17 protein-coding genes are annotated in these 21,773 nt (G+C 73.1%); 8 read left to right on the forward strand and 9 right to left on the reverse strand.

Going from position 1 to position 21,773, the window contains the following annotated elements:
• Positions 1 to 98 precede the first annotated feature (98 nt).
• Both eccCa and mycP read left to right on the forward strand, forming a co-directional pair.
• Positions 99 to 4,046 (forward strand): type VII secretion protein EccCa, encoded by a 3,948-nt coding sequence (gene eccCa, locus QCD66_RS34205; protein ID WP_375735967.1) that lies wholly within the window; start codon positions 99 to 101, stop codon positions 4,044 to 4,046.
• A 100-nt stretch (positions 4,047 to 4,146) separates the two neighbouring features.
• A complete protein-coding gene (gene mycP, locus QCD66_RS34210) occupies positions 4,147 to 5,526 on the forward strand; it encodes a type VII secretion-associated serine protease mycosin (protein ID WP_375735968.1) in 1,380 nt (459 codons plus the stop codon).
• A gap of 23 nt (positions 5,527 to 5,549) precedes the next feature.
• Here the strand turns inward: mycP and QCD66_RS34215 are convergent, their stop codons facing one another.
• The 6 genes from QCD66_RS34215 to QCD66_RS34240 all read right to left on the reverse strand — a co-directional run bounded on the left by QCD66_RS34215 (position 5,550) and on the right by QCD66_RS34240 (position 10,958).
• Positions 5,550 to 6,728: a MarP family serine protease gene (locus QCD66_RS34215; protein ID WP_364221076.1), complete on the reverse strand. Its 1,179-nt coding sequence runs from the start codon at positions 6,726 to 6,728 to the stop codon at positions 5,550 to 5,552.
• 68 nt (positions 6,729 to 6,796) lie between these two features.
• A complete protein-coding gene (locus tag QCD66_RS34220; RefSeq protein ID WP_364221079.1) occupies positions 6,797 to 7,492 on the reverse strand; it encodes a CoA pyrophosphatase in 696 nt (231 codons plus the stop codon).
• The gene (locus QCD66_RS34225) at positions 7,489 to 8,154 is read right to left on the reverse strand and encodes a TlpA family protein disulfide reductase (protein ID WP_375735969.1); all 666 of its coding nucleotides are present in this window, start codon (positions 8,152 to 8,154) and stop codon (positions 7,489 to 7,491) included. Before QCD66_RS34225 ends, QCD66_RS34220 begins: the two co-directional genes overlap by 4 nt.
• Positions 8,151 to 8,900, reverse strand: a complete 750-nt coding sequence (gene nth / locus QCD66_RS34230) for an endonuclease III (protein WP_375735980.1) — start codon at positions 8,898 to 8,900, stop codon at positions 8,151 to 8,153. Before nth ends, QCD66_RS34225 begins: the two co-directional genes overlap by 4 nt.
• A gap of 126 nt (positions 8,901 to 9,026) precedes the next feature.
• A complete protein-coding gene (locus QCD66_RS34235) occupies positions 9,027 to 10,232 on the reverse strand; it encodes a CapA family protein (RefSeq protein WP_407566929.1) in 1,206 nt (401 codons plus the stop codon).
• 60 nt (positions 10,233 to 10,292) lie between these two features.
• Positions 10,293 to 10,958, reverse strand: a complete 666-nt coding sequence (locus QCD66_RS34240) for an adenosylcobinamide amidohydrolase (protein WP_375735971.1) — start codon at positions 10,956 to 10,958, stop codon at positions 10,293 to 10,295.
• Between the two features lie 186 nt (positions 10,959 to 11,144).
• Here QCD66_RS34240 and QCD66_RS34245 point away from each other — a divergent pair, with 186 nt between their 5' ends.
• Positions 11,145 to 11,822, forward strand: coding sequence for a Crp/Fnr family transcriptional regulator (locus QCD66_RS34245; protein ID WP_212825719.1), 678 nt, complete (start codon positions 11,145 to 11,147; stop codon positions 11,820 to 11,822).
• Positions 11,823 to 11,870: 48 nt separating this feature from the next.
• Here QCD66_RS34245 and QCD66_RS34250 read toward each other — a convergent pair whose 3' ends face one another.
• Positions 11,871 to 12,248, reverse strand: a complete 378-nt coding sequence (locus QCD66_RS34250; RefSeq protein ID WP_375735972.1) for a type II toxin-antitoxin system HicB family antitoxin — start codon at positions 12,246 to 12,248, stop codon at positions 11,871 to 11,873.
• 141 nt (positions 12,249 to 12,389) lie between these two features.
• On the opposite strand from QCD66_RS34250, the gene QCD66_RS34255 reads away from it, so the two are divergent.
• From QCD66_RS34255 to QCD66_RS34275, 5 genes are all read left to right on the forward strand, one after another.
• Positions 12,390 to 12,995, forward strand: a complete 606-nt coding sequence (locus QCD66_RS34255) for a TetR/AcrR family transcriptional regulator (protein ID WP_407566930.1) — start codon at positions 12,390 to 12,392, stop codon at positions 12,993 to 12,995.
• An 11-nt stretch (positions 12,996 to 13,006) separates the two neighbouring features.
• Entirely contained in the window at positions 13,007 to 14,707 is a 1,701-nt protein-coding gene (locus QCD66_RS34260) for an acyclic terpene utilization AtuA family protein (RefSeq protein WP_375735974.1), read from the forward strand.
• 168 nt (positions 14,708 to 14,875) lie between these two features.
• Positions 14,876 to 16,474 (forward strand): acyl-CoA carboxylase subunit beta, encoded by a 1,599-nt coding sequence (locus QCD66_RS34265; protein WP_407566931.1) that lies wholly within the window; start codon positions 14,876 to 14,878, stop codon positions 16,472 to 16,474.
• A 7-nt stretch (positions 16,475 to 16,481) separates the two neighbouring features.
• On the forward strand, positions 16,482 to 18,506 hold the full coding sequence (locus tag QCD66_RS34270; RefSeq protein WP_375735976.1) for a biotin carboxylase N-terminal domain-containing protein: 2,025 nt from the start codon (positions 16,482 to 16,484) through the stop codon (positions 18,504 to 18,506).
• 15 nt (positions 18,507 to 18,521) lie between these two features.
• Complete coding sequence (locus QCD66_RS34275; protein WP_375735977.1) at positions 18,522 to 19,679, forward strand: acyl-CoA dehydrogenase family protein; 1,158 nt, start codon at positions 18,522 to 18,524, stop codon at positions 19,677 to 19,679.
• Positions 19,680 to 19,692: 13 nt separating this feature from the next.
• Here QCD66_RS34275 and QCD66_RS34280 read toward each other — a convergent pair whose 3' ends face one another.
• Positions 19,693 to 21,339: a protein kinase domain-containing protein gene (locus tag QCD66_RS34280; RefSeq protein ID WP_375735978.1), complete on the reverse strand. Its 1,647-nt coding sequence runs from the start codon at positions 21,337 to 21,339 to the stop codon at positions 19,693 to 19,695.
• On the reverse strand, positions 21,336 to 21,770 hold the full coding sequence (locus QCD66_RS34285; RefSeq protein ID WP_375735979.1) for a hypothetical protein: 435 nt from the start codon (positions 21,768 to 21,770) through the stop codon (positions 21,336 to 21,338). The genes QCD66_RS34280 and QCD66_RS34285 overlap by 4 nt, the downstream gene beginning before the upstream one ends.
• Positions 21,771 to 21,773 lie beyond the last annotated feature (3 nt).

The following is a 21,773-nucleotide window of genomic DNA, read 5'->3' on the forward strand; positions in this document are numbered from 1 at the left end:
CGGTCCTGGTGTCCGTGTGACGGGGGGGGGATCATGTCCACCTTGGATCGGTCTGGTGTGGACGGCGCCGGGAGCCGGGCCGACGGCCCGCGACCGGGATGAGCACCGTCGCGTTCCGCCGGCCGGCGCGGCGTCCGGCGCCGGAGATCCCGGCCGGCGAACTGCCCGTGGAGCCGCCGCCGGAGATCCCGCCGGCGACCGGCGGCCGGTGGCAGCAGTTGCTGATGGTGCTGCCGATGCTCGGCGGGGCGGTCGCCATGGCGATGATGTTCGGCCGGGGCGGCGGGGCCTACTCCTACCTGGTCGGTGCCATGTTCGGGGTGTCGTCGCTGGCCATGCTCGCCACCACGTGGGGCAGTGCGACGGGCTCGCCGAAGAAGTCGGAGATGATGACCGCCCGGCGCGAATACCTGCGCCACCTGGCGAGCCTGCGTCGCCGGGTCCGCTCGACCGCCGCCCGGCAGCGGGCCGGCCTCCTCTACCGGCACCCCGACCCGGCCCGGCTGTGGTCCACCATCGACAGTCACCGGCTGTGGGAGCGGCGGCCCACCGACCCGGACTTCGGCGTGGTCCGGATCGGGGTCGGGCCGCAGACGCTGGCCACCCCGCTCGTCCCGCCGGTCACCCGGCCGCTTCCGGACCTGGAGCCGATGACGGCGGGCGCGCTGCGCCGTTTCCTCGACGCGTACTCGGTGGTCCCCGACCTACCGGTGGCCCTTTCGCTGCGCGGTTTCGCCCGGATCCACCTGCGCGGCCGGCCCCGGCCGGGTGGCGAGGCGCCGGCCGGCACCGAGGCTCGGGCGCTGGCCCGGGCGATGCTGGTCCAGCTCGCCGTCTTCCACGCCCCCGACGACCTGATCGTCGCGGTCTGTGCCGGACCGGAACGGCGTACGGCGTGGGAGTGGGTGAAGTGGCTGCCGCACGCGCTGCACCCGACCCGGACCGACGCGCTCGGCCCGGTCCGCCTGGTCACGAGTGCGGCGACGGAGTTGGAGGGGCTGCTCGACGAGGTGCTCGCCACCCGGCCGCGGTTCAGTCCGCACGGTCCGGCGGGCGGCGGGCCGCACGTGGTCGTCGTACTCGACGGCGGCGACCTGACCGGTGCGGCGCACCTGGCCGGCGACGGCGTCCACGCGGTCACCGTCCTCGACCTGGACGGCCCGCCACCCCGCCTGCTCGACCGCAGCACCCTGGTGCTCCAGGTCCGGGCCGGCCGGCTCGACACCGACTCGATGGACGGCCCGGCGACGGTCGGCACCGCCGACCGGCTCGATCCGGTCGAGGCCGAGGCCGTCGCCCGCCGGCTCGCGCCGCTGCGCCTGGTCGCCTCGGCGGGAGGCACCCACGCGGCGCTCGCCGCCGACCCCGGGTTCGCCGACCTGGTCGGCATCGGCGACCCGCACCACTTCGCCGTACGGCAGGGCTGGGCACCACGGGCCGACCGGGACCGGTTGCGGGTGCCGATCGGGATCGGTGCCGACGGTTCGCCGGTCGAACTCGACCTGAAGGAGTCCGCGCAGGACGGCATGGGGCCGCACGGGCTGCTCATCGGCGCGACCGGTTCCGGCAAGTCGGAGGTGTTGCGGACGCTGGTGCTGGCCCTGGCCACCACCCACTCGTCCGAACTGCTCAACTTCGTCCTGGTCGACTTCAAGGGCGGCGCGACGTTCGCCTCGCTCGACCGGCTGCCGCACACCGCGGCGGTGATCACCAACCTCGCCGACGAGCTGCCGCTGGTCGACCGGATGGTCGACGCGATCAACGGCGAGCTGATCCGGCGGCAGGAGCTGCTGCGCCGGGCCGGCAACCACGCCAGCCTGCGCGACTACGAGAAGGCCCGGGCCGCCGGCGCCGCGCTCGCCCCGCTGCCGTCGCTGCTGATCGTCTGCGACGAGTTCTCCGAGCTGCTGTCCGCCAAGCCCGACTTCATCGACCTGTTCGTCCAGATCGGACGGGTCGGCCGCTCGCTCGGGGTGCACCTGCTGCTCGCCTCGCAACGGCTCGAGGAGGGCCGGCTGCGCGGCCTGGACACCCACCTGTCGTACCGGATCGGGCTGCGGACGTTCTCCGCGCTGGAGTCGCGGGCGGTGCTGGGCGTGCCGGACGCGTACGAGCTGCCGCGCTCCCCCGGCCACGGCTACCTGAAGTCCGGCAACACCGAGCCGCTGGTGCGGTTCCGGACGGCGTACGTCTCCGGTGTGCACCGTACGCCCGGCCGGCCCGGTCCGGCCGGCGAAGGGTCCACCGGGGTACGGGTTCTCGGCTACTCGACGCATCTCGTGCCCGTCGCCGAACCGGTCGCCGCCCCACCGCCCGCGGCCGAGGAGGCCGGCGGGGCGACGCTGCTGGACATCCTGGTGTCCCGACTGGACGGCCAGGGCCCGCCGGCACACCGGGTCTGGCTGCCGCCGCTCGGGCTGTCGCCGGCCCTGGACGAGCTGCTCGGCCCGGTCGGCGTCGACCCGGAGCGCGGGCTGACGGTCGCCAACCCCGACCTGCACGGCGCGCTCCAGGTGCCGGTCGCCCTGATCGACAAGCCGTACGAGCAGCGCCGTGACGTGCTGTGGCTGGCCCTGGACGGGGCGGGCGGCCACGTGGCGGTCGTCGGTGGCCCACGCAGCGGCCGGTCGACGCTGCTGCGGACCCTGGTCAGCGGGCTGGCCCTCACCCACACCCCGGCGCAGGTACAGGTCTACTGCCTCGACTTCGGTGGCGGCACGCTGGCCGCGCTGCGCGACCTGCCGCACGTCGGCGGGGTGGCGGGCCGGCTGGACCCCACCGCGGTACGCCGGACCGTCGGTGACGTGGTGGGGCTCCTCGCGCAACGGGAACGGTCGTTGGCCGAACTGGGCGTCGACATGGCCGGCTACCGCCGGGTGCGGGCCACGGGCGGGTCGACCGACCCGTACGGCGACGTCTTCCTGGTGGTCGACGGGTGGCTGACCATCCGCAACGAGTTCGAGGACCTGGACGAGGCGCTGACCGACATCGCCACCCGTGGCCTGTCGTACGGGGTGCACCTGGTCGCCGCCGCCGGCCGGTGGATCGACCTCCGGCCGTCCATCCGGGACCTCTTCGGTTCCCGGGTCGAGCTGCGGCTCGGCGAGCCCACCGACTCGTTCGTGTCCCGCCGGGCGGCCGCGAACGTGCCGAAGGAGTCGCCGGGGCGCGGGATCACCACGGACGGCCTGCACCTGCTGGCCGCCCGGCCGGAGCTGGCCGGGTCCGGCGGTGACCCCGGTGCGCTGCCCCGGGCGGTGGCCGGCGCGTGGCCGGGCGAGCCGGCTCCCCGGGTCCGGCTGCTTCCGCCGCGACTGCCGTACGCCGAACTGGACCTGGGCCGCACCGAAGGGCTGCGGCTGCCGATCGGGATCGCCGAGACGGATCTGCGGCCGGTGTCGCTCGACTTCGCCGGTGAGCCGCACCTGCTGGTCTTCGGCGACGCCGAGAGCGGCAAGTCGTCGTTCCTGCGCGCCCTGGCCGCGACCATCACCAGCCGGTTCACCCCCGAGCAGGCCCGGGTGATCCTGGTCGACTACCGGCGCAGCCTGCTCGGCGCGATCCGTACCGAGCACCAGATCGGGTACGGGACGGCGGCGGCGGTCACCGCCGAACTCATCGGCTCGGCGGCGGGCTACATGCGGCGCCGGATGATCCGCCCGGACGTGACCGAAGAGGAGTTGCGCGACCGGTCATGGTGGACCGGACCGGAGCTGTTCGTCCTGGTGGACGACTACGACCTGGTGGCGACCGGGCCGAGCAACCCGCTGGCCGCGCTGGAGGAATACCTGCCGCAGGCCCGTGACATCGGCCTGCACCTGGTGCTGGCCCGGCGGACCGGAGGGGCGGCGCGGGCCGCGTACGAGCCGCTCATGCAGCGGTTGCGCGAGTTGTCGTCACCCGGACTCCTGCTGTCCGGGCAACCGGACGAGGGCTCCTTGATCGGAAATGTCCGGGCCACGCCGATGCCACCCGGCCGGGGGCGCCTGGTCACCCGCCGGGAAGGGGTACGCCTGATCCAGCTCGCCTATCTGGCAACCGACTGATTCCTTGGCCACACACGTCCCGTACCGGCCACGGACCGGGTAGCCTCCGTGCATCGATCCGCTGCCGGGGTGGTCGCACCCCGGGTGTGAAAGCCAGGGTGTGACCGGGTTGAGGCGCTGCCACCACAATGCCGTACGGCGCACCGCCGGGGCGGCGCTGCTCGGCCTCCTGAGCCTGCTCGCCGTACCGGTGGCCGCGCCGCCGGCCGGGGTGGGGGCGGGGCAGCCGGTCGCGCTGCCGGTCCGCATCGATCCGGTGCGCGAGCAGCAGTGGCAGCTCGACGCGCTGCGCGCCGACGAGGTGTGGCGGCTGTCGACCGGCGAGGGCGTCACGGTGGCGGTCGTCGACTCCGGAGTGGACGGGTCCCATCCGGACCTGGTGGGTCAGGTGCTGCCCGGCATCGACCTGGTCGCGCGGGACGGTGACGCCGACGCCGCCCCGGTCGCTGGCGCGGGGCAGCACGACCCGGTCGGGCACGGCACCACGGTGGCGGCCCTGATCGCCGGCCGCAACGACGACAACGACGGCGTCGCCGGCCTGGCCCCAGGGGCCAGGATCCTGCCGGTACGCGTGCTCGACGAGGAGAACCGCTACGACGACGCGCTCATCGTGGCCCGAGGCGTACGGTGGGCTGTCGACAACGGCGCCCAGGTGATCAACCTGTCGCTGGGCGGTGGCAGTGCCAGCCCGGCCCTCGAAGCCGCGATCGACTACGCGTTCACCCACAACGTCGTGGTGGTGGCGTGCACCGGCAACGTCGCGCCGTCGACGGCCGGCGAGGTCTGGTATCCGGCCCGGGAGCCCGGGGTGATCGCGGTGACCGGTCTGGACCGGGCCACCGACCGGCTCTGGTCCGGCGCGATCACCGGCCCGGAGACGGTGCTCAGCGCGCCGGCGACCGGCCTGCTCGGCGCCCGGCCCGGCGGTTTCTGGCAGGTGCAGGGCACGAGTTTCGCGGCTCCGCTGGTCGCCGCGACAGCGGCGCTGGTCCGTGCCAAGTGGCCGGCGATGTCGGCGGGCGACATCGTGCACCGGCTGACCAGCACGGCCCGTGACCTCGGCGCGCCGGGCCGCGACGACCGGTTCGGGTTCGGTCTGGTCGACCCGCTCGCCGCACTCACCGAGACGGTGCCGGAGGTCGGCCGCAACCAGCTGGACAACAACGAGCGGCCGGGAACCGCCCGCTTCGGCCCGGCGCCCGGCTACGAGACCGGGCCGCCGACCGGCAGCGGCTACGGCGGGCCGGGCCGGTTCGGCGGGGGGCGGGCCACCGGACCCGGTGGCGGATGGGCGGCCACCCCGACCGGCGACACCGACGAACTCGACCGGACGGGAGTCGTCGGCGGCGCGGCCGCGGTGGTGGCGCTGCTGGGCGTCGCGACCCTGCTGGCCTGGCGCCTCGGGTGGCTCCCGGACCGGCGGTCACGACGCCGGGTTGCTCCGGTTTCCGGTGGCCCGGTGTCCGGTCCGCCGCTCTGACCGTCGCCGCCGGTCGACCTCGGTCAGGAGCAGGCTCCGGTGTCGACCGAGCGGGAGCGTTCGACGCCGGCCGCCGCGACCGGCCCGGACTCGGCCGCCGTGACGGCGAATCCGGTGTTGGGGTCGTCGGCGACCGCGGCGAAGATGACGCCCAGCACCTGGCCGTCCGGCCCGATCAGCGGACCGCCGGAGTTGCCGCTGCGGACCAGCGCCCGGATGGTGTAGACCTCGCGGGTCACGTTGCCGGAGTCGTAGATGTCCGGACCGGTGATGTCGCCGACGTCGCGCACCCGGGCCGACTGGGCGTCGTACGGGCCGCCGCGCGGAAAACCGAGCACGATCGCGTCCGCTTCGACCTGGGCCGGCCGGTCCGCGAACGGCATCACCGGAGCGGACAGGCCCGGCACGTAGATCACCGCCAGGTCGCGTTCCGGGTCGTAGACCACGACCCGGCCGTTGTAGCGGCGGTCGTTCAGCTCGACCGAGACGCTACGGGTGCCGGCGACGACGTGCGCGTTGGTCATCACCCGCTCCTCGGCGTAGACGAAGCCGGAGCCTTCGATCCGCCGGGAGCAGCTGGGGGCGCTGCCGAGCACCTTCACCACCGACCGCTGCGCGTTCGCGACCACCTGCGAACCGGCAAGTGCCGGGTCGGGCGGCGACACCTCGCGGGCCCGGGTCGGTGCCAGCCCGCCGAAGACGTCGGGGAAACCGTTGGTGTCGACGGTGTCGCGCAGTGCCTGCGACAGCGCCTGCGCCTGCGCCGGCAGCACCCGGTCGACGGCACCGAGCAGGGCGCTGTGCCGTACCGAGCTGGCCAGCCAGGGCAGCGACGACGAGCCGAGCGGTACCGCGACCAGCCAGGCGACGACAAGCACCGCGACCAGTGACACCAGTGCCCCGCCGACGTCGTCGATCCGCCGGCCGGCCCGGCTGGTGATCGCGTGCCGGATGTGGGAGCCGAGCCAGCCGGCCAGGGTCTGGAAGAGGATGGCCAGGCCGAAGATGGCGATGAGTGCGACCACGACCCGGATGGCGCCGTCCTCGAACCGCTGGGCGAGCAGTGGGCCGACCTGTAGTCCGACCAGGGCGCCGCCGAGGAACCCGGTGAACGACATCACGCCGATGACGAATCCCTGCCGGTAGCCGCTGATCGCGAACAACAGCATGAGCAGTATCAGGACAACATCAACGGCGGACACCTGTCCAGCGTACGGGTGTGTGGCGACCCGGGCCGCGACGTGCGACGGGGCACGCCGGGACCGGTGGCTCAGCCGATCGGGCCGGTCAGCTCGTCGTCGGGCTCGGCGGTCTTGGGCGGGGCCGGCCGCAGCACCGACCGGGGCAGCTCCGTGACGCGGTGCCGGGGCCAGGGTTGCTCCCAGCCACCCATCTCCAGCAGCGCCGCGAGCACTCCGGCGGTGAAACCCCAGACGAGCATCCCGCGGACCTGGAACGCCGGCCCCTGCCAGCCGCTCGGTACCCGTACGGTGAGCCGGTTGGCGGGGTCGACCAGTTCGGCCACCGGCAGCCGGGCGACGTGGGCGACCTCGGCCGGCTCCCGCGGGTGCACCCGATGGGGCCGGTGCCACCAGGCCAGGACCGGGGTGACCACGAAGTTGCTGACCGGGATCCACAGCCGGGGCAGTTCGGCCAGGACGGTGACGCTGGTCGGGTCGAGCCCGACCTCCTCCTCGGCCTCGCGTAGCGCGGTGCCGACCGGCCCGCCGTCGCCCGGGTCGGCGGCACCGCCGGGGAACGCCGGCTGCCCGGCGTGGTTGCGCATCGACGCCGCCCGCTGGAGCAGCAGGACGTCCGGCCCGTGGTCCGGCTCCTCGCCGAGCAGCACGAGCACCGCGCTGGGGCGGCCGGTCGCCGGGGTCGGCAACCGGGTGAAGTCCTCGGTGCGGGCGGTCCGCACCCGGTCGAGCAGCGGGGCGGTCCAACCCGGCGGTGTCCTGGTCACGGGCCTACCACCACGCCGAGGTGCTCTTCGACGAGGGCGGTGAGGGTGGCGTCGTCGAGCGCGCCGGAGATGTCGAGGTGCCGCACCGTGCCCGTGTCGTCGAGGAAGAGGGTCATCGGCACGAAGTTGCGGGCCAGGCCGCGCAGCAGCTCCTCGTCCGGGTCGAACAGGTTGGGAAAGGTCAGGCCGTACGTCTCGGCGATGGACACTGCGGCTGCCCGCCGGTCGCGTACGTCGACGCCGACGACGTGCAGTTGTCCGGCCGAACGGTCGGCGAGGCGCTGGAAGGCCGGCAGTTCCTTACGGCACGGCGTGCACCAGGACGCCCACACGTTGATCACCGCAGGCCCCTGGATGCCGGTCATCGCGACCGGCTCGCCGCCGGTGAAGCAGGGCAGCTCGATCTCCGGTAGCTGCGGCACGTCGGCCGCCGGGACGTCCGGCGTGCGGGGTGGGTCGTCGGGGCCGGGCCGTCCGGTCGCCCCGGGGCCAGCGGCGGCCGGTGGTGCGGCGAGCCCGGCGCAGGCCGCGAACGGGGCGGGCGCCGGATCCGGGGAGACGTCGGGGTCGCCGGCTGTGCAGCCGGCCACGAGTAGGGCGACCGGTGCCAGCAGCCCGGCCAGCCATCGGCGACCCGGCGTCGCGCGTGCCGGCCGCCTCACGGTACGTCGGCGGCCGCCGCCTGCGCCGGCACCAGGTCGGGGTCGACCCCGGCCGCGGCCGCGAGGTCACGGGCGCGGGGCCCCTTGAGGAGCTTGGCGGCGGTCGGGTCGGTGGGGCCGGTGCCGTACGCCGGGCAGAGGCTGGCGAGCGTGCAGGCGCCACAGGCCGGCTTGCGGGCGTGGCAGACCCGGCGGCCGTGGAAGATCACCCGATGCGACAGCATGGTCCAGTCGCGCTTCTCGATCAGGGCGCCGACCGCGTGTTCGATCTTGACCGGGTCGGTCTCGTCGGTCCATTCCCAGCGCCGGACCAACCGCTGGAAGTGGGTGTCGACGGTGATGCCGGGGACGTCGAAGGCGTTGCCGAGGATGACGTTGGCGGTCTTGCGGCCGATGCCGGGCAGGGTGACCAGGTCGGTGAGGCGGCCCGGCACCTCGCCGTCGTACCGCTCGACCAGCGCCTGCCCCAGGTTGATCAGCGACGTCGTCTTGTTGCGGAAGAAGCCGGTCGGCTTGATCAGCTGCTCCAGCTCGGCGCGGTCCGCCGCGGCGTAGTCGGCGGCCGTCGGGTAGCGGGCGAACAGCTTCGGGGTGACCTCGTTGACCCGCTTGTCGGTGCACTGCGCGGAAAGGATCGTGGCCACCGCGAGCTGGAGCGCGTTGCCGTGGTCGAGTTCGCAGTGTGCGTCGGGGTGTGTCTCGGTGAGGGCCCTTGCCATCCGCCGGGCCCGCCGCTTACGGGCCAGTTCGGTCTCGACTTTCCGGGTGCGGCGGGTCGGTTCGGCCTTCCGGGCGGCTTCGGCGCCACGGACCGGCCGGGCATTGGTCAGGCTCACGCTGGCCAGCGTACGTCGCCCGGCTGACACCCGAGGTCAGCCACCGGCCGGCGGGGTGATCCGGCCCTCGCCGTCGAGGGTCGGCGCGGTGGTCGGGAAGTCGGACTCGCACAGGCCGCGCACCAGGTCGAGGCCACGCTTCCGGTCGTCCATGGTCGGCAATCCGGACCCGTTCATGATGGTCGAGATCAACTGCCCGTCGGACCAGGTGCCGTCGGCGGTCATCGACACCTTGAGCACCGCGCCGTAGCCGAGCCGCCCGCTGCCGTTGAGGGTGCCGCCACCCCCGGCGAAGTTGCCGAGGCTGTAGGCGATCAGCCGCCCCTTGTAGAACTCCAGCGCCCGCATCACGTGTGGCCCGTGGCCCACCACGAGGTCGGCGCCGGCGTCGATGACGGCGTGGGAGAACTTGATCGGGTCACCCCGGTTCTCGCCGAGGAACATCTCCGTGCCCGGCTTGACCCTGGTCCGGTCCGCCCCCTCGGCGCCCATGTGCACCTGCACCACGACCAGGTCGGCCTGGGCGGCCGCCTCCTCGACGATCTCGGTGGCCTTCTCGATGTTGACCAGGTTGTTGGTCCACGAGTACGGCGTGAAGCCGAGGACCGCGACCTTGACGCCGTCTACGTCGGCGATCGTGATCTGGCCGGCCCGGCCGGTGTGCTGCATCCCGTGCTCTTCGAGGGCCCGGGTCGTGTTCTCGTAACCGGCCTGGCCGTAGTCGTAGCCGTGGTTGTTGGCGAGGTTGAGCAGGTCGAAGCCGGCGTCGCGCAGGTGGGCGGCGTACGACGGCGGGGCCCGGAACGCGTGACAGCCGGAGGAGCCCGCACCGCACTTGGTGGTGCCGGTGTCCTCGGTCAGCGGCTCTTCCAGATTGCCCATCACCAGGTCGGCGACGAGCGCCTCCTTGACCGGGTCGAAGAAGCCCTGGCCACCGTTGGGCGGCAGCCGGTTGGGCGCGTTGCCCATGACGATGTCGCCGGTCGCCGACATGCTGATCACTTTGGGGGCGGGTTCGGTGGCACTGGGCACGGGCGCGCCGGAGGGGTCCCCGCCGGCCGAGGCGGACCCCTGCCAGACCGACGGCGCGGGCGCGCTGCGGGTCGCGGTGAACGCTGCGAATCCACTCAGACCAATGCCGACCAGGACAACCAGGACAGCCCCGAAGGCGACTATCGGGCTCTCCGAGAAGACCTGTCCCAGCCGGCTACGCCGGCGCGGTTCCTGGTGGGCGCTATACATAACGCGCAGACCCTACCCGGCGGACGGGGTGTGCGACGACGGCCGTACGGATGAGGTGGTTCAGCGTTCGTGCCGCACCGACCACGGCACCTCGGTCCGCGAATCAGGCCCGCCGACGCGTACCGCGTGGTGTGCCGCCCGGGCCAGCGGCGCACCCCAGCGGGACCGGGGGCCGCCGTAGGGTTCGGCCGGGCCGTCGGACGGGCAGAGCACGGTCACCGCGTCGGTGGCGGTGCCGGTGGCCTCGACGCCGATCTCCCAGAGCGCCTGCGACTTCGCCTCGGTGACGGTGGCGACCGCGTTCACCAGTGCCGCCTCGCTCAACCTGGCCGGCACCCAGGCGACGATGTTGACGGTTCCGACCCGCGCCGGGGCCTCCTCGTCGGCCGCCGCGGCCCAGGTCGGGCTGCCCAGGCCGACGGTCGCCCAGACCCGTACGCCGGCGTCGGCCGCGTCGACGACCCGGGCGACGTCGACGCCGGTGAGCAGCCCGACGCCGGGCCCGCGCAGGCCGAGCTGGTCGGCGAGCCCGGTCAGGTGGACGTCGGGGTCGTCCCGCCGGTACGAGATCGGCACGGTCGCGTTGACCACCCACTCCCGTACGCCGATCCCGCCGCCGAGCGGCGCCGAACTGATCGCGAGCCGGGGCCGGGACAGTCGCCAGACGAGCAGCGGTACGTCCAAACCTTCTTCGGATCTCGCGGCGAGGGTGGGCGCGGAGGGCATCGGACGATGCTACGGCGGCCGGACTCGGAGGCAATAGTGCCTGGCCGAGGGGGATGTATCGTAGCGGCGTCCGGGGTCGGGTGGGTTACGCTCCGGACTCAAGATTTCAAGGGGCGCACGTCCGGTTTCCGAGCGGCGTCCGCCTAGACTGACTGCGCGCGACGTGCGCGCAGGCGGAGGTGCGCGATGGACGAGGTACTGGCCCGCAGCGGGATCTTCCAGGGCGTCGACCCGGAAGCGGCCGAGGCGCTCGCCAAGGAGATGGAGACGATCGAGGCCCGTAAGGGCGAGATCGTGTTCAACGAGGGAGAGCCCGGCGACAGTCTGTATATCGTGCTCAGCGGCAAGATCAAGGTGGGTCGGCGGGCGGCCGACGGCCGGCAGAACCTGATCGCCGTGATGGGTCCGTCCGACATGGTCGGCGAACTGTCGCTCTTCGATCCCGGCCCGCGCACCGCGACCGCCACCGCCGTCACCGACACCAGGCTGGTCCGGCTGCGCAAGCAGGCCCTGCGGCCGTGGCTCAACAACCGGCCGGAGATCGCCGAGCAGTTGCTGCGGGTGCTCGCCCGCAGGCTGCGCCGGACGAACGACAACCTCGCCGACCTGATCTTCACCGACGTGCCCGGCCGGGTCGCCAAGAACCTGCTCCAGATGGCCGGCCGGTTCGGCACCCGGGACGGCGGCGTGCTGCGGGTGACCCACGACCTGACCCAGGAGGAGATCGCCCAGCTCGTCGGCGCCTCCCGCGAGACGGTCAACAAGGCACTGGCCGACTTCGCCTCGCGCGGCTGGCTCCGCCTCGACGGCAAGAGCATCATCATTCTCGACCCGGAGCGCCTGGCCCGCCGCGCCCGCGTCTGAGAACTCCGCGTCGGCGGGGACGACCGTGGTCGTCCCCGCCGACGTGTCTCAGGCGGCGGCCGTCGCCTGTGCGATCTGGGAAACCCGCTGGGGCGAGATGCCGAGCATCCGGCCGGCGTCCCGCACCGTGTAGCCGTCGGCGAGAAGTTCGCGTACGGCCTCGGCGGTGGCCCGCTCTGCGGCAAGATCCGCCTCGCGTGCCGCCCGCCGGGCGACGAGGGCATGCGAGACCTTCGGCGGCAGTTGCGGACTGACTTCCAACTCGAAGCTGTCCGGAGCCACGTCCAGCATCAGCGCGATGGCCTCACGCGCCATCGCCTCCACCTGATCAAGCCGGCGGGCCTGGCTGTGCACCCCTTTGATCTCCGGAATGCTGATGGCCCACCAATTGCCAGAGCGGGTGCACACTGCCGTGAACCTGGTCATCGTGTCCCTGCCTTCGTCCGCCTGCCCGTTGCTGGGCAGTCTAGGTACCTAGACAGAATAAGTAGAGCCGCCTAGACATCGTAGCTCGGATCTAAACAAGCAGGCTTGACTGTTTGTTTCTGAGCATGGACGCTCTTTGGCATGGCTGCCGCCGTACCGCGGGCTCCCCAGCAGGAGCGCAGCCGTGCCACCCGGGCGCGGCTGCTGGAGGCGACCGTCGAATGCCTCGTCGAACGGGGCTGGTCGGGTACGACGACGACGCTGGTCGCGACCCGCGCCGGCGTGTCCCGGGGCGCCCAGTTGCACCACTACCCGACCAAGGCGGCGCTGGTCATGGCCGCCGTCGAGCATCTGTCCGACCGCCGGGCCGCCGAGATCCGGGCCGAGGCGCGGGCCCTGCCCACCGGGCCGAACCGGCTCGACCGGGTGGTCGACATGCTCGCTGCCGCGTTCACCGGGCCGCTGTTCGTCGCCGCCCTGGAGGTCTGGGTCGCCGCCCGCACCGACGCCGAGCTGCGCGCGGCGCTGGTGCCTCTGGAGGCGCGGGTCGGCCGGGAGATGCACCGGCTGACCGTCGAACTGCTCGGCGCCGACGAGCGCCGGCCCGGCGTACGCGAGGCGGTGCAGGCCACCCTCGACCTGTTGCGTGGCCTCGGCGTCGCCAACCTGCTCACCGACGACTCGGCCCGGCGGGCCGCCCTGCTCGCCGCGTGGAAACAGCAACTCAAGGGGATCGTGAACCGCTGACCGGAGGCCGCATGATCAGGATCGGCAACGCGTCGGGCTTCTACGGCGACCGCTTCGCGGCCTGGCGGGAGATGCTCGACGCCGGCCAGCTCGACGTGCTGACCGGCGACTACCTCGCCGAACTGACCATGCTGATCCTCGGCCGGGACCGGCGTAAAGATCCGTCGCTGGGCTACGCGAAGACGTTCCTGCGCCAAATGGAGGACTGCCTCGGCACCGCGCTCGACCGGGGCGTACGGATCGTCACGAACGCCGGCGGGCTGAACCCGGCCGGCCTGGCGGACGCGCTCGCGGGGCTCGCCGACCGGCTCGGCGTGCCGGCCCGGGTCGGGTACGTCACCGGCGACGCACTCGACCGCCCCGGCGCGCTGACCGCCAACGCCTACCTGGGCGCGTTCGGGATCGCCGAGTGCCTGACGGCCGGCGCGGACGTGGTGGTGACCGGCCGGGTCACCGACGCGTCGCTGGTCGTCGGGCCGGCCGTGGCCCACTTCGGCTGGACCCGTGACGACCTCGACGCGCTGGCCGGCGCGACGGTCGCCGGGCACCTGCTGGAGTGCGGGGCACAGGTGACCGGCGGCAACTTCAGTTTCTTCACCGAGTTGCCGGACGGCGGCCACCGGCCCGGCTTCCCGATCGCCGAGGTGCACGCCGACGGCTCCTCGGTGATCACGAAGCATCCGGGCACCGGCGGGGCGGTGACGGTCGAGACGGTGACCGCGCAACTGCTCTACGAGATCGGCGGCCCCGACTACGTCGGCCCCGACGTGGTCACCCGCCTCGACACGGTCACCCTCACCGCCGAGGGCCCGGACCGGGTACGCGTCGACGGCGTACGCGGCACCCCACCGCCGCCGACGCTCAAGGTCGGGGTCAACACGCTGGGCGGGTTCCGCAACTCGATGACGTTCGTGCTGTGCGGGCTGGACGTGCCGGCGAAGGCGGCCCTCGTACGCGGCCAACTGGAGGCGGCACTCGGCCGGGACGGGCTGGAGTTCACGCTGGCGCGTACGGACCATGTGGACGCGGCGGACACCGAGACGGCGAGTGCGCTGCTGCACGTACACCTGCGCGACGCGGACCCGAAACGGGCGGGGCGGGTGTTCTCGGCGGCGGCGGTGGAACTGGCGCTGGCCTCCTATCCGGGCTGCACCCTGACGACACCGCCCGGCGACGCGACCCCGTACGGGGTGTTCACATCGGACACCGCTCCCCAGGACGGGGTCCCTCATCTGGCAGTCCTCCCCGACGGCTCTCGGATCCCCATCCCCCCACCCCCCAAGATCCCCGTGATCAGGGATCAGGACCCGCGTGTCGTCGGCGAGTCGACCACCCAACTCCCTGATCACCACGATCTTGGCGAAGGCGGTGGCAGCAAGGGCGGGCGCGGCAGCGGGCGGCGGGGGGCGCTCGGGGAGGTGGTCGGGGCGCGGTCCGGCGACAAGGGCGGTGACGCCAACCTCGGGGTGTGGGCGCGAACCGAGGCCACCCACGCCTGGCTGCGCGACTGGTTGACGGTCGACCGGCTGCGGGAGTTGCTGCCGGAGACCGCCGGACTCGACGTCGAGCGCCATGAGTTGCCCAACCTGCGCGCGGTCAACTTCGTCGTACGTGGCCTGCTCGGTCAGGGGGTCTCCGCGTCGACCCGGTTCGATCCGCAGGCCAAGGCGCTCGGCGAACTGCTCCGGTCCCGGATCGTCGAACTGCCGTGACCGGGCGACGACTGACCGCATGGGAGAACGACGGCGGTCGAACTCGGTCAGACATATCTCCAATACGCCGCGATCCGTGTCGCTCCGGGCGAGACGCTCGTTACGGAGGTGGCATTGACGGAGAACATCGCCGTCGCGGCGGCATCGCGAAGGGCATGGGGTTGTGACGTGACTGTCCTCGATACGGCCATCGATCCGCGTACCCAGGCTTATCTGGAGAACCGGGGGGCGATGCTGGAACGGCTCGCCGAACTGGACGCCGTGCTGGAGACGGCCCGCGCGGGCGGCGGCGAGAAGTACACCACCCGCCACCATGCCCGTGGCCGGCTGCTTCCCCGCGAGCGGATCGAGTTGCTGGTCGACGAGGATTCACCGTTTCTGGAGCTGTCGCCGGTGGCCGGCTGGGGCACCGACCATCCGATCGGGAGTGTGGTCACCGGGATCGGGGTGGTCGAGGGCGTCGAGTGTGTGCTGATCGCCAACGACCCGACCGTACGCGGCGGCGCGGTCAACCCGTACTCGTTGCGCAAGACCCGGCGGGCCGGGGAGATCGCGCTCGCCAACCGCCTGCCGCTGGTCAACCTGGTGGAGTCCGGCGGCGCCGACCTGCCCAGCCAGTCGGAGATCTTCATCCCGGGTGGCCAGATCTTCCGCGACCTGACCCGGCTCTCGGCGGCCCGGATCCCGACGATCTCGGTCGTCTTCGGAAACGCGACCGCCGGCGGCGCGTACGTGCCCGGCATGTCCGACTACACGATCATGGTCCGGGGGCAGGCGAAGGTGTTCCTGGCCGGTCCGCCGCTGGTGCGGATGGCCACCGGCGAGACCACCGACGAGGAGTCGCTCGGCGGGGCGGCGATGCACGCCGGCCGGTCCGGGCTGGCCGACTTCCTCGCCGAGGACGAGCGCGACGGCCTGCGGCTGGCCCGGCAGTGCGTACGCCGGCTGAACTGGCGCAAGCTCGGGCCCGGGCCGCGCACGGCGTCGGTGACCCTGCCGAAGCACGACCCGGAGGACCTGCTCGCGGTGGCCAGCGCCGACCTGCGGGTGCCGTTCGACCCGCGTGAGGTGCTGGCCCGGGTGCTCGACGGCTCGGAGTTCGACGAGTTCAAGCCGGCGTACGGCAGCGCGCTGGTCACCGGCTGGGGCGAACTGCACGGCTATCCGGTCGGGGTGCTGGCGAACGCCCGCGGGGTGCTGTTCTCGGAGGAGTCGCAGAAGGCGACCCAGTTCATCCAGCTCGCCAACGCCGCCGACACGCCGCTGGTGTTCCTGCAGAACACGACCGGCTACATGGTCGGCGCCGAGTACGAGCAGCGCGGCATCATCAAGCACGGCGCCCAGATGATCAACGCCGTGGCGAACTCGACGGTGCCGCACCTGACGGTCAACCTCGGGGCGTCGTACGGCGCGGGCAACTACGGCATGTGCGGGCGGGCGTACGACCCGAGGTTCCTGTTCACCTGGCCGAACGCGAAGTCGGCGGTGATGGGGCCGGCGCAGTTGTCCGGGGTGCTGTCGATCGTGGCCCGGCAGGCGGCGCAGGCCCGGGGCCAGCGGTTCGACGAGGAGGCCGACCTGGCGATGCGGCGGGCAGTGGAGCAGCAGATCGAGTCGGAGTCGGCGGCGCTGTTCCTGTCCGGCCGGCTCTACGACGACGGGGTGATCGATCCCCGGGACACCCGTACCGCGCTCGGGTTCTGCCTGTCCGCTATCCATAATGGACCGATCAGGGGCGCCGAGGGCTTCGGCGTCTTCCGGATGTGAGGACCCGATGATCCGCAGACTCCTCGTGGCCAACCGGGGCGAGATCGCCCAGCGGGTCTTCGCCACCTGCCGGCTGATCGGCATCGAGACCGTCGCCGTCTTCTCCGACGCCGACGCCGACTCGCCGCACGTCGCCGAGGCCGACTACGCCGTACACCTGCCGGGAAACGCGCCGACCGCCACGTACCTGCGGGGTGACCTGATCATCGCCGCGGCCCGGCGGACCGGGGCCGACGCGATCCACCCCGGCTACGGCTTCCTCGCCGAGAACGCCGCCTTCGCCGCCGCGGTCGCCGACGCCGGCCTGACCTGGGTCGGCCCGCCCGCGAAGGTGATCGCGGTGATGGGCTCGAAGGTCGAGGCGAAGGCGGTGGTCGCCGAGGCGGGCGTGCCGGTGCTGCCCAGTTTCGCCGACCCCGACCAGGTCACCGAGTTCCCGGTGCTGGTCAAGGCGTCGGCGGGCGGTGGTGGCCGTGGCATGCGGATCGTCCACGACGCCGACTCGCTGGCCGAGGCGGTCGCGTCCGCCCGCCGCGAGGCGGCCGCCGCGTTCGGCGACGGCACCGTCTACGTCGAGCGCTACGTCGAGCGGGCCCGGCACGTCGAGGTGCAGATCTTCGCCGACGCCCAGGGCAACGTGGTCCCGTTCGGCGAGCGGGAGTGCTCGATCCAACGCCGGCACCAGAAGATCATCGAGGAGACGCCGTCGCCGGTGGTGACCCCGGCGATGCGCGAGGAACTGTGCGCCGCCGCGGTGGCGACCGTACGCGCCGTCGGCTACGTCGGTGCCGGCACCGTCGAGTTCCTGCTCACGCCGTCCGGCGAGTTCTTCTTCCTGGAGATGAACACCCGGCTCCAGGTCGAGCACGCGATCACCGAGTGCGTGTCCGGCTTCGACCTGGTCCGGCTGCAATTGCTGGTCGCCGAGGGCGCCACCCTGCCGATGGCCGGTCCGCCGCCGATCCGCGGCCACGCCATCGAGGTACGGATCTGCGCCGAGGACCCGGCCTTCGCCTGGCAGCCGTCGACCGGCACCCTGCACCGGTTCCACGTGCCCGACGTGTCCGGGCGGTTCCGGCCACTGGTCCAGCCCGGCCTGCGGCTCGACTCCGGGGTGCGCGACGGCTCCGTGGTCGGGGTCCACTACGACTCGATGCTGGCGAAGCTGGTGGCCTGGGCGCCGTCCCGGCACGAGGCGGCCCGGCTGCTCGCCGCCGCGCTGAGCCGGACCGAGATCCACGGTGTGGTCACCAACCGCGATCTGCTGGTCCGGGTGCTGCGGCACCCGTCGTTCCGGTCCGGTGGTTTCGACACCGGATTCCTCGACCGGCATCCGGAGGTCTTCGCCCCACTGCTGTCGTCGGTCGACGCGGTACGGATGTCGTGCCTGGCCGCCGCGCTCGCCGGGGCCGCGCGGCGGCGGGCGACCGCGCCGGTGCTCGCCTCGCTCCCGTCCGGCTGGCGCAACGTCGTGTCGGCCGCGCAGATCGTCCGGTACGACGGGCCGGCCGGCCCGGTCGAGGTCGGCTACCGGCTGGACCGCTCCGGCGAGCTGGCGAACTGGTGGGTCCGCGCGATCGACCCCGACGACTACGACCTGACCGGCACCGGCCAGCCGCCGGTCACCGACGACCACCCGCCGATCGCCGTGGTCCGCGCCGACCCGGACCGGGTGGTGCTCGACGTCAACGGCATCCGGCTGTCCCTGGACGTCAACCGGGTCGGTGACGTGTCGTACGTGGACAGTCCGGAGGGGTCGGTCGCGCTGACCGCGCTGCCCCGTTTCCCGCAGCCGACCCCGGAACTGGAGGACGGTTCGCTGGTCGCCCCGCTGCCCGGCACGGTCGGCCGGGTGCTCGTCGACATCGGCCAGCGGGTCCGGGCCGGCGAGCTGCTGCTGACGCTGGAGGCGATGAAGCTCGAACACCCCGTACACGCCCCGTCGGCCGGGGTCGTCGCCACCCTGCCGGTCAGCGCCGGCCGGCAGGTCGACACCGGCACCGTGCTGGCGGTGATCGCCCCGCCCGACTAGCCAGGAGGCCCCCTCATGGACTTCGACCTCACCCCCGAGCAGGCACAGTTGCGCGACGCCGTACGGGCCCTCGGCCGCTCGTACGGCCACGGCTACTACGTGGCCCGGGCGAAGGCCGGCGAACCGACCACCGAGCTGTGGGCCGACGCCGGCCGGCTCGGCTATCTCGGGGTCAGCGTGCCCGAGGAGTACGGCGGCGGTGGCGGCGGCATCACCGAGCTGTCGATCGTCTGCGAGGAGCTGGCGGCGGCCGGCTGCCCGCTGCTGCTGCTCGTGGTGTCGCCGGCCATCGTGGCCACGATCGTCGCCCGGCACGGCACCGAGGGGCAGCGCAAACGGTTCCTGCCCGGGATCGCCGACGGCTCGCTCAAGGTGGCCTTCGCGATCACCGAACCGGAGGCGGGGTCGAACTTCCACAGGCTGGGGACGGTGGCCCGCCGCGACGGCGACGACTGGCTGCTGTCCGGGCGCAAGTGCTTCATCTCCGGGGTCGACGAGGCGTCGTACGTGCTGGTCGTGGCCCGTACCGCCGATGCGGCGACCGGCCGGCTGCGGCCGGCGCTGTTCCTGGTGCCGACCGACGCGGCCGGCCTGACCAGGTCGAAGCTGGAGATGGAGATCGTGTCACCGGAGAACCAGTGGCTGCTCTACCTCGACGACGTCCGGGTGCCGGCCGACGCGCTGGTCGGCGACGAGGAGACCGGGCTGCCGGCGCTGTTCACCGGCCTCAACCCGGAGCGGATCACGGTCGCCGCGATGAGTGCCGGCACGGCCCGGTACGCGCTGGAGCGGGCCTCCAGCTACACCGCGACCCGGCAGGTCTGGGGCCGGCCGGTCGGCGCGCACCAGGGCGTGTCGCACCCGCTGGCGCACGCGGCGGTGCAGGTCGAACTGGCCCGCCTCATGATCGCCAAGGCGGCGGGGCTCTACGACGCGGGCCGGGACGTGGAGGCGGGCGTGGCCGCCAACCTCGCCAAGTACGCCTCGGCCGAGGCCGCGGCGCTCGCCGTCGACACCGCCGTGCAGGCCCTGGGCGGCAACGGCATGACCACCGAGTACGGCGTCGCCACGCTGCTCGGCGCGGTGCGGGCGACCCGGATCGCGCCGGTCAGCCGGGAGATGATCCTCAACTTCGTGGCCCAGCACGTGCTCGCCCAGCCGAAGTCGTACTGATCTTCCGGGCCGCTCAGCCGCCCAGGGTGGGCCGGTCGAGCTGGTCCGGGCCGCGCCCGGCGAGGCACCGGTAGCTGAGGTCGCCGGCCGCCACCGCCTCCGGCGTCGGCGGCAGCACCTCGAGCTGCCACCCGCCGAGGTTGAGCATCAGCGAGGTGGTGAGCAGGTTCGTCGTGTTGCACAGCCGGCGGACCGCCGGGTCGGCGACGATCGTGGCGTGGTCGGCCCCCGCGACGTCGGCCGGCAGGTCGCCGATCGCGTAGGTCTCCCAGGTGTGTGGGCCGGTGCACGGCACCCGGCTCGCCACCAGCCGGCCGCCCTGCGTCCGGGTGTCGCCGAAGCACTCCATCTCGCCCGGGCAGCGGGCGCCGTCGGGCAGCGGGATCAGGCAGCCGGGCAGCGCGCCGCCGAAGTTGGTCGGGCCGATGCCGCCCGGATCGGTCGACATGCTGGCGGTAGGGGTCGGGGTCGGTGCCGCCTCCGGGCGGGTCGCCACCCACCAGGTGCCGGCGGAAACCATCACCAGCAGCACGAGTACGCCGAAGACACCGAGCACCCACGGCAGCTTGCGGCGCCGCGGCGACATGGTCGCGGGGTGGCCGCCGTGCGGGTCGCCGGGTCCGGCCGGGCGCGGCCCACCGGTCGGCGGGTGTGGCGGCGGCCCGGCGGCCTGGTGCGTCCCGGGCGCCGCGAACCCGCTCTCGTACGGCCCGGCGGGCTGGTAGGTCACGCTGATCGGTGGCTTCGACGGGTTGGCGTCGGCGGGCGGACCGGACGGTGGCGCCCACGGGCTGACCGGCCCGAGCCGGGCCGGGCCGTCGGCGGCCTGGCCGGTGTCGAGCGGGAGGGCGAGGAGCACGTCCCGCAGTTGGGCGGCGGTGGGCCGGGCGTCGGGGTCGTTGGCCATGCCGGCGCGCAGCACGTCGAGCAGGGCGGCCGGCACCCCGGGCAGGTCCGGAAGGGGCTGGCTGAAGAGTTCCAGCAGGGCGATGATGCTGGGGCTCTGGTCGGTCTGCCAGCGGGGCGGCTTGCCGTGCATGATCGCGTAGATGGTGGCGCACAGCGCGTAGACGTCGGAGGAGGGCGTGGGTTCGCTGTGCCGGAACATCTCCGGTGGCGCGTACGCCGGGGTGAGCACCTCCAGGGTGAGCGAGGTGTCCCGGTATTCGGCGATGACGGCCAGCCCGAAGTCGGCCAGTGCCGGTTCGCCGAAGCGCGAGTGCAGGATGTTGGCCGGTTTGACGTCGCGGTGCAGGACGCCGAGTTCGTGTGCGTCGGCCAGCGCGTCGGCGATCTTGGCGCCGACGTCGCGCGCCTCGGCGGGGCCGAGCGGCGACGACCGCATCCGCTCGGCGTACGAGCCGTCGCAGAGTTCCATGATCAAATAGGGGTGCCGGTCGGCGGTCACCCCGGCGTCGAAGAGGTCGACCACGTGCGGGTGCGACGACATCCGGCCGGCCGCGCGGGCCTCGCGCAGGAACCGGCGCTGATCGCGGTCGCTGTCGAGGGTCCGGTTCTCGACCTTCACGGCGACCTCGCGGCCGACCGACTCCTGGACGGCGCGGTAGACCGTGGCGTAGCCCCCACGGGCAAACACCGACAGATCCGACAGACCGGGCACCACTGGCAGTGGTAGCTGGCCTGGCGGGGTACCGGTCACGGGTTAGAAGGTACCGAAGTCCGCCGCTTCCGCTCGAACCACAACGCCAGCCCGGTCGCCACCGCGCCCAGCCCCTCCCACAACGCCACCCCGAAGAAGCGGCCCGGCGCGGCCTCGGTCAGCACCAGGACCGTGAACACGGTGAAGGTCACCATCCGGAAGATGACCGTGAAAAGGAAGAACGGCCGCCACTCGGTCGCCGCGGCGAGCAGGTAGTAGACACCCATGTTGAGCGAGGCCATCGACGAGGCCGCCATGAAGGTGCGGGTGTAGTCGCCGGGCGCGCGTTCGTCGAGCACCTCGAAACCGAGCATGACCAGGAGCGCGTCCGGGTTGATCAGGCCGGTCACCCCCATCAGCACGGCGAGCAGACCGAATACGGCGATCGTCCACCCCGAGGCCGAGCGGGGGATGATATTGATGCGAGGCACGCC

It is taken from the genome of Polymorphospora sp. A560, from assembly GCF_045781765.1.
Taxonomy (GTDB): domain Bacteria; phylum Actinomycetota; class Actinomycetes; order Mycobacteriales; family Micromonosporaceae; genus Polymorphospora; species Polymorphospora lycopeni.

Bases quoted from the DNA above. Each gene is read 5' to 3' on its own strand.
- eccCa (WP_375735967.1), top strand. From the start codon at position 99: ATGAGCACCGTCGCGTTCCGCCGGCCGGCGCGGCGTCCGGCGCCGGAG.
- QCD66_RS34235 (WP_407566929.1), bottom strand. From the start codon at position 10,232: ATGTATAGCGCCCACCAGGAACCGCGCCGGCGTAGCCGGCTGGGACAG.
- QCD66_RS34240 (WP_375735971.1), bottom strand. From the start codon at position 10,958: ATGCCCTCCGCGCCCACCCTCGCCGCGAGATCCGAAGAAGGTTTGGAC.
- QCD66_RS34245 (WP_212825719.1), top strand. From the start codon at position 11,145: ATGGACGAGGTACTGGCCCGCAGCGGGATCTTCCAGGGCGTCGACCCG.
- QCD66_RS34250 (WP_375735972.1), bottom strand. From the start codon at position 12,248: ATGACCAGGTTCACGGCAGTGTGCACCCGCTCTGGCAATTGGTGGGCC.
- QCD66_RS34255 (WP_407566930.1), top strand. From the start codon at position 12,390: ATGGCTGCCGCCGTACCGCGGGCTCCCCAGCAGGAGCGCAGCCGTGCC.
- QCD66_RS34260 (WP_375735974.1), top strand. From the start codon at position 13,007: ATGATCAGGATCGGCAACGCGTCGGGCTTCTACGGCGACCGCTTCGCG.
- QCD66_RS34270 (WP_375735976.1), top strand. From the start codon at position 16,482: ATGATCCGCAGACTCCTCGTGGCCAACCGGGGCGAGATCGCCCAGCGG.
- QCD66_RS34275 (WP_375735977.1), top strand. From the start codon at position 18,522: ATGGACTTCGACCTCACCCCCGAGCAGGCACAGTTGCGCGACGCCGTA.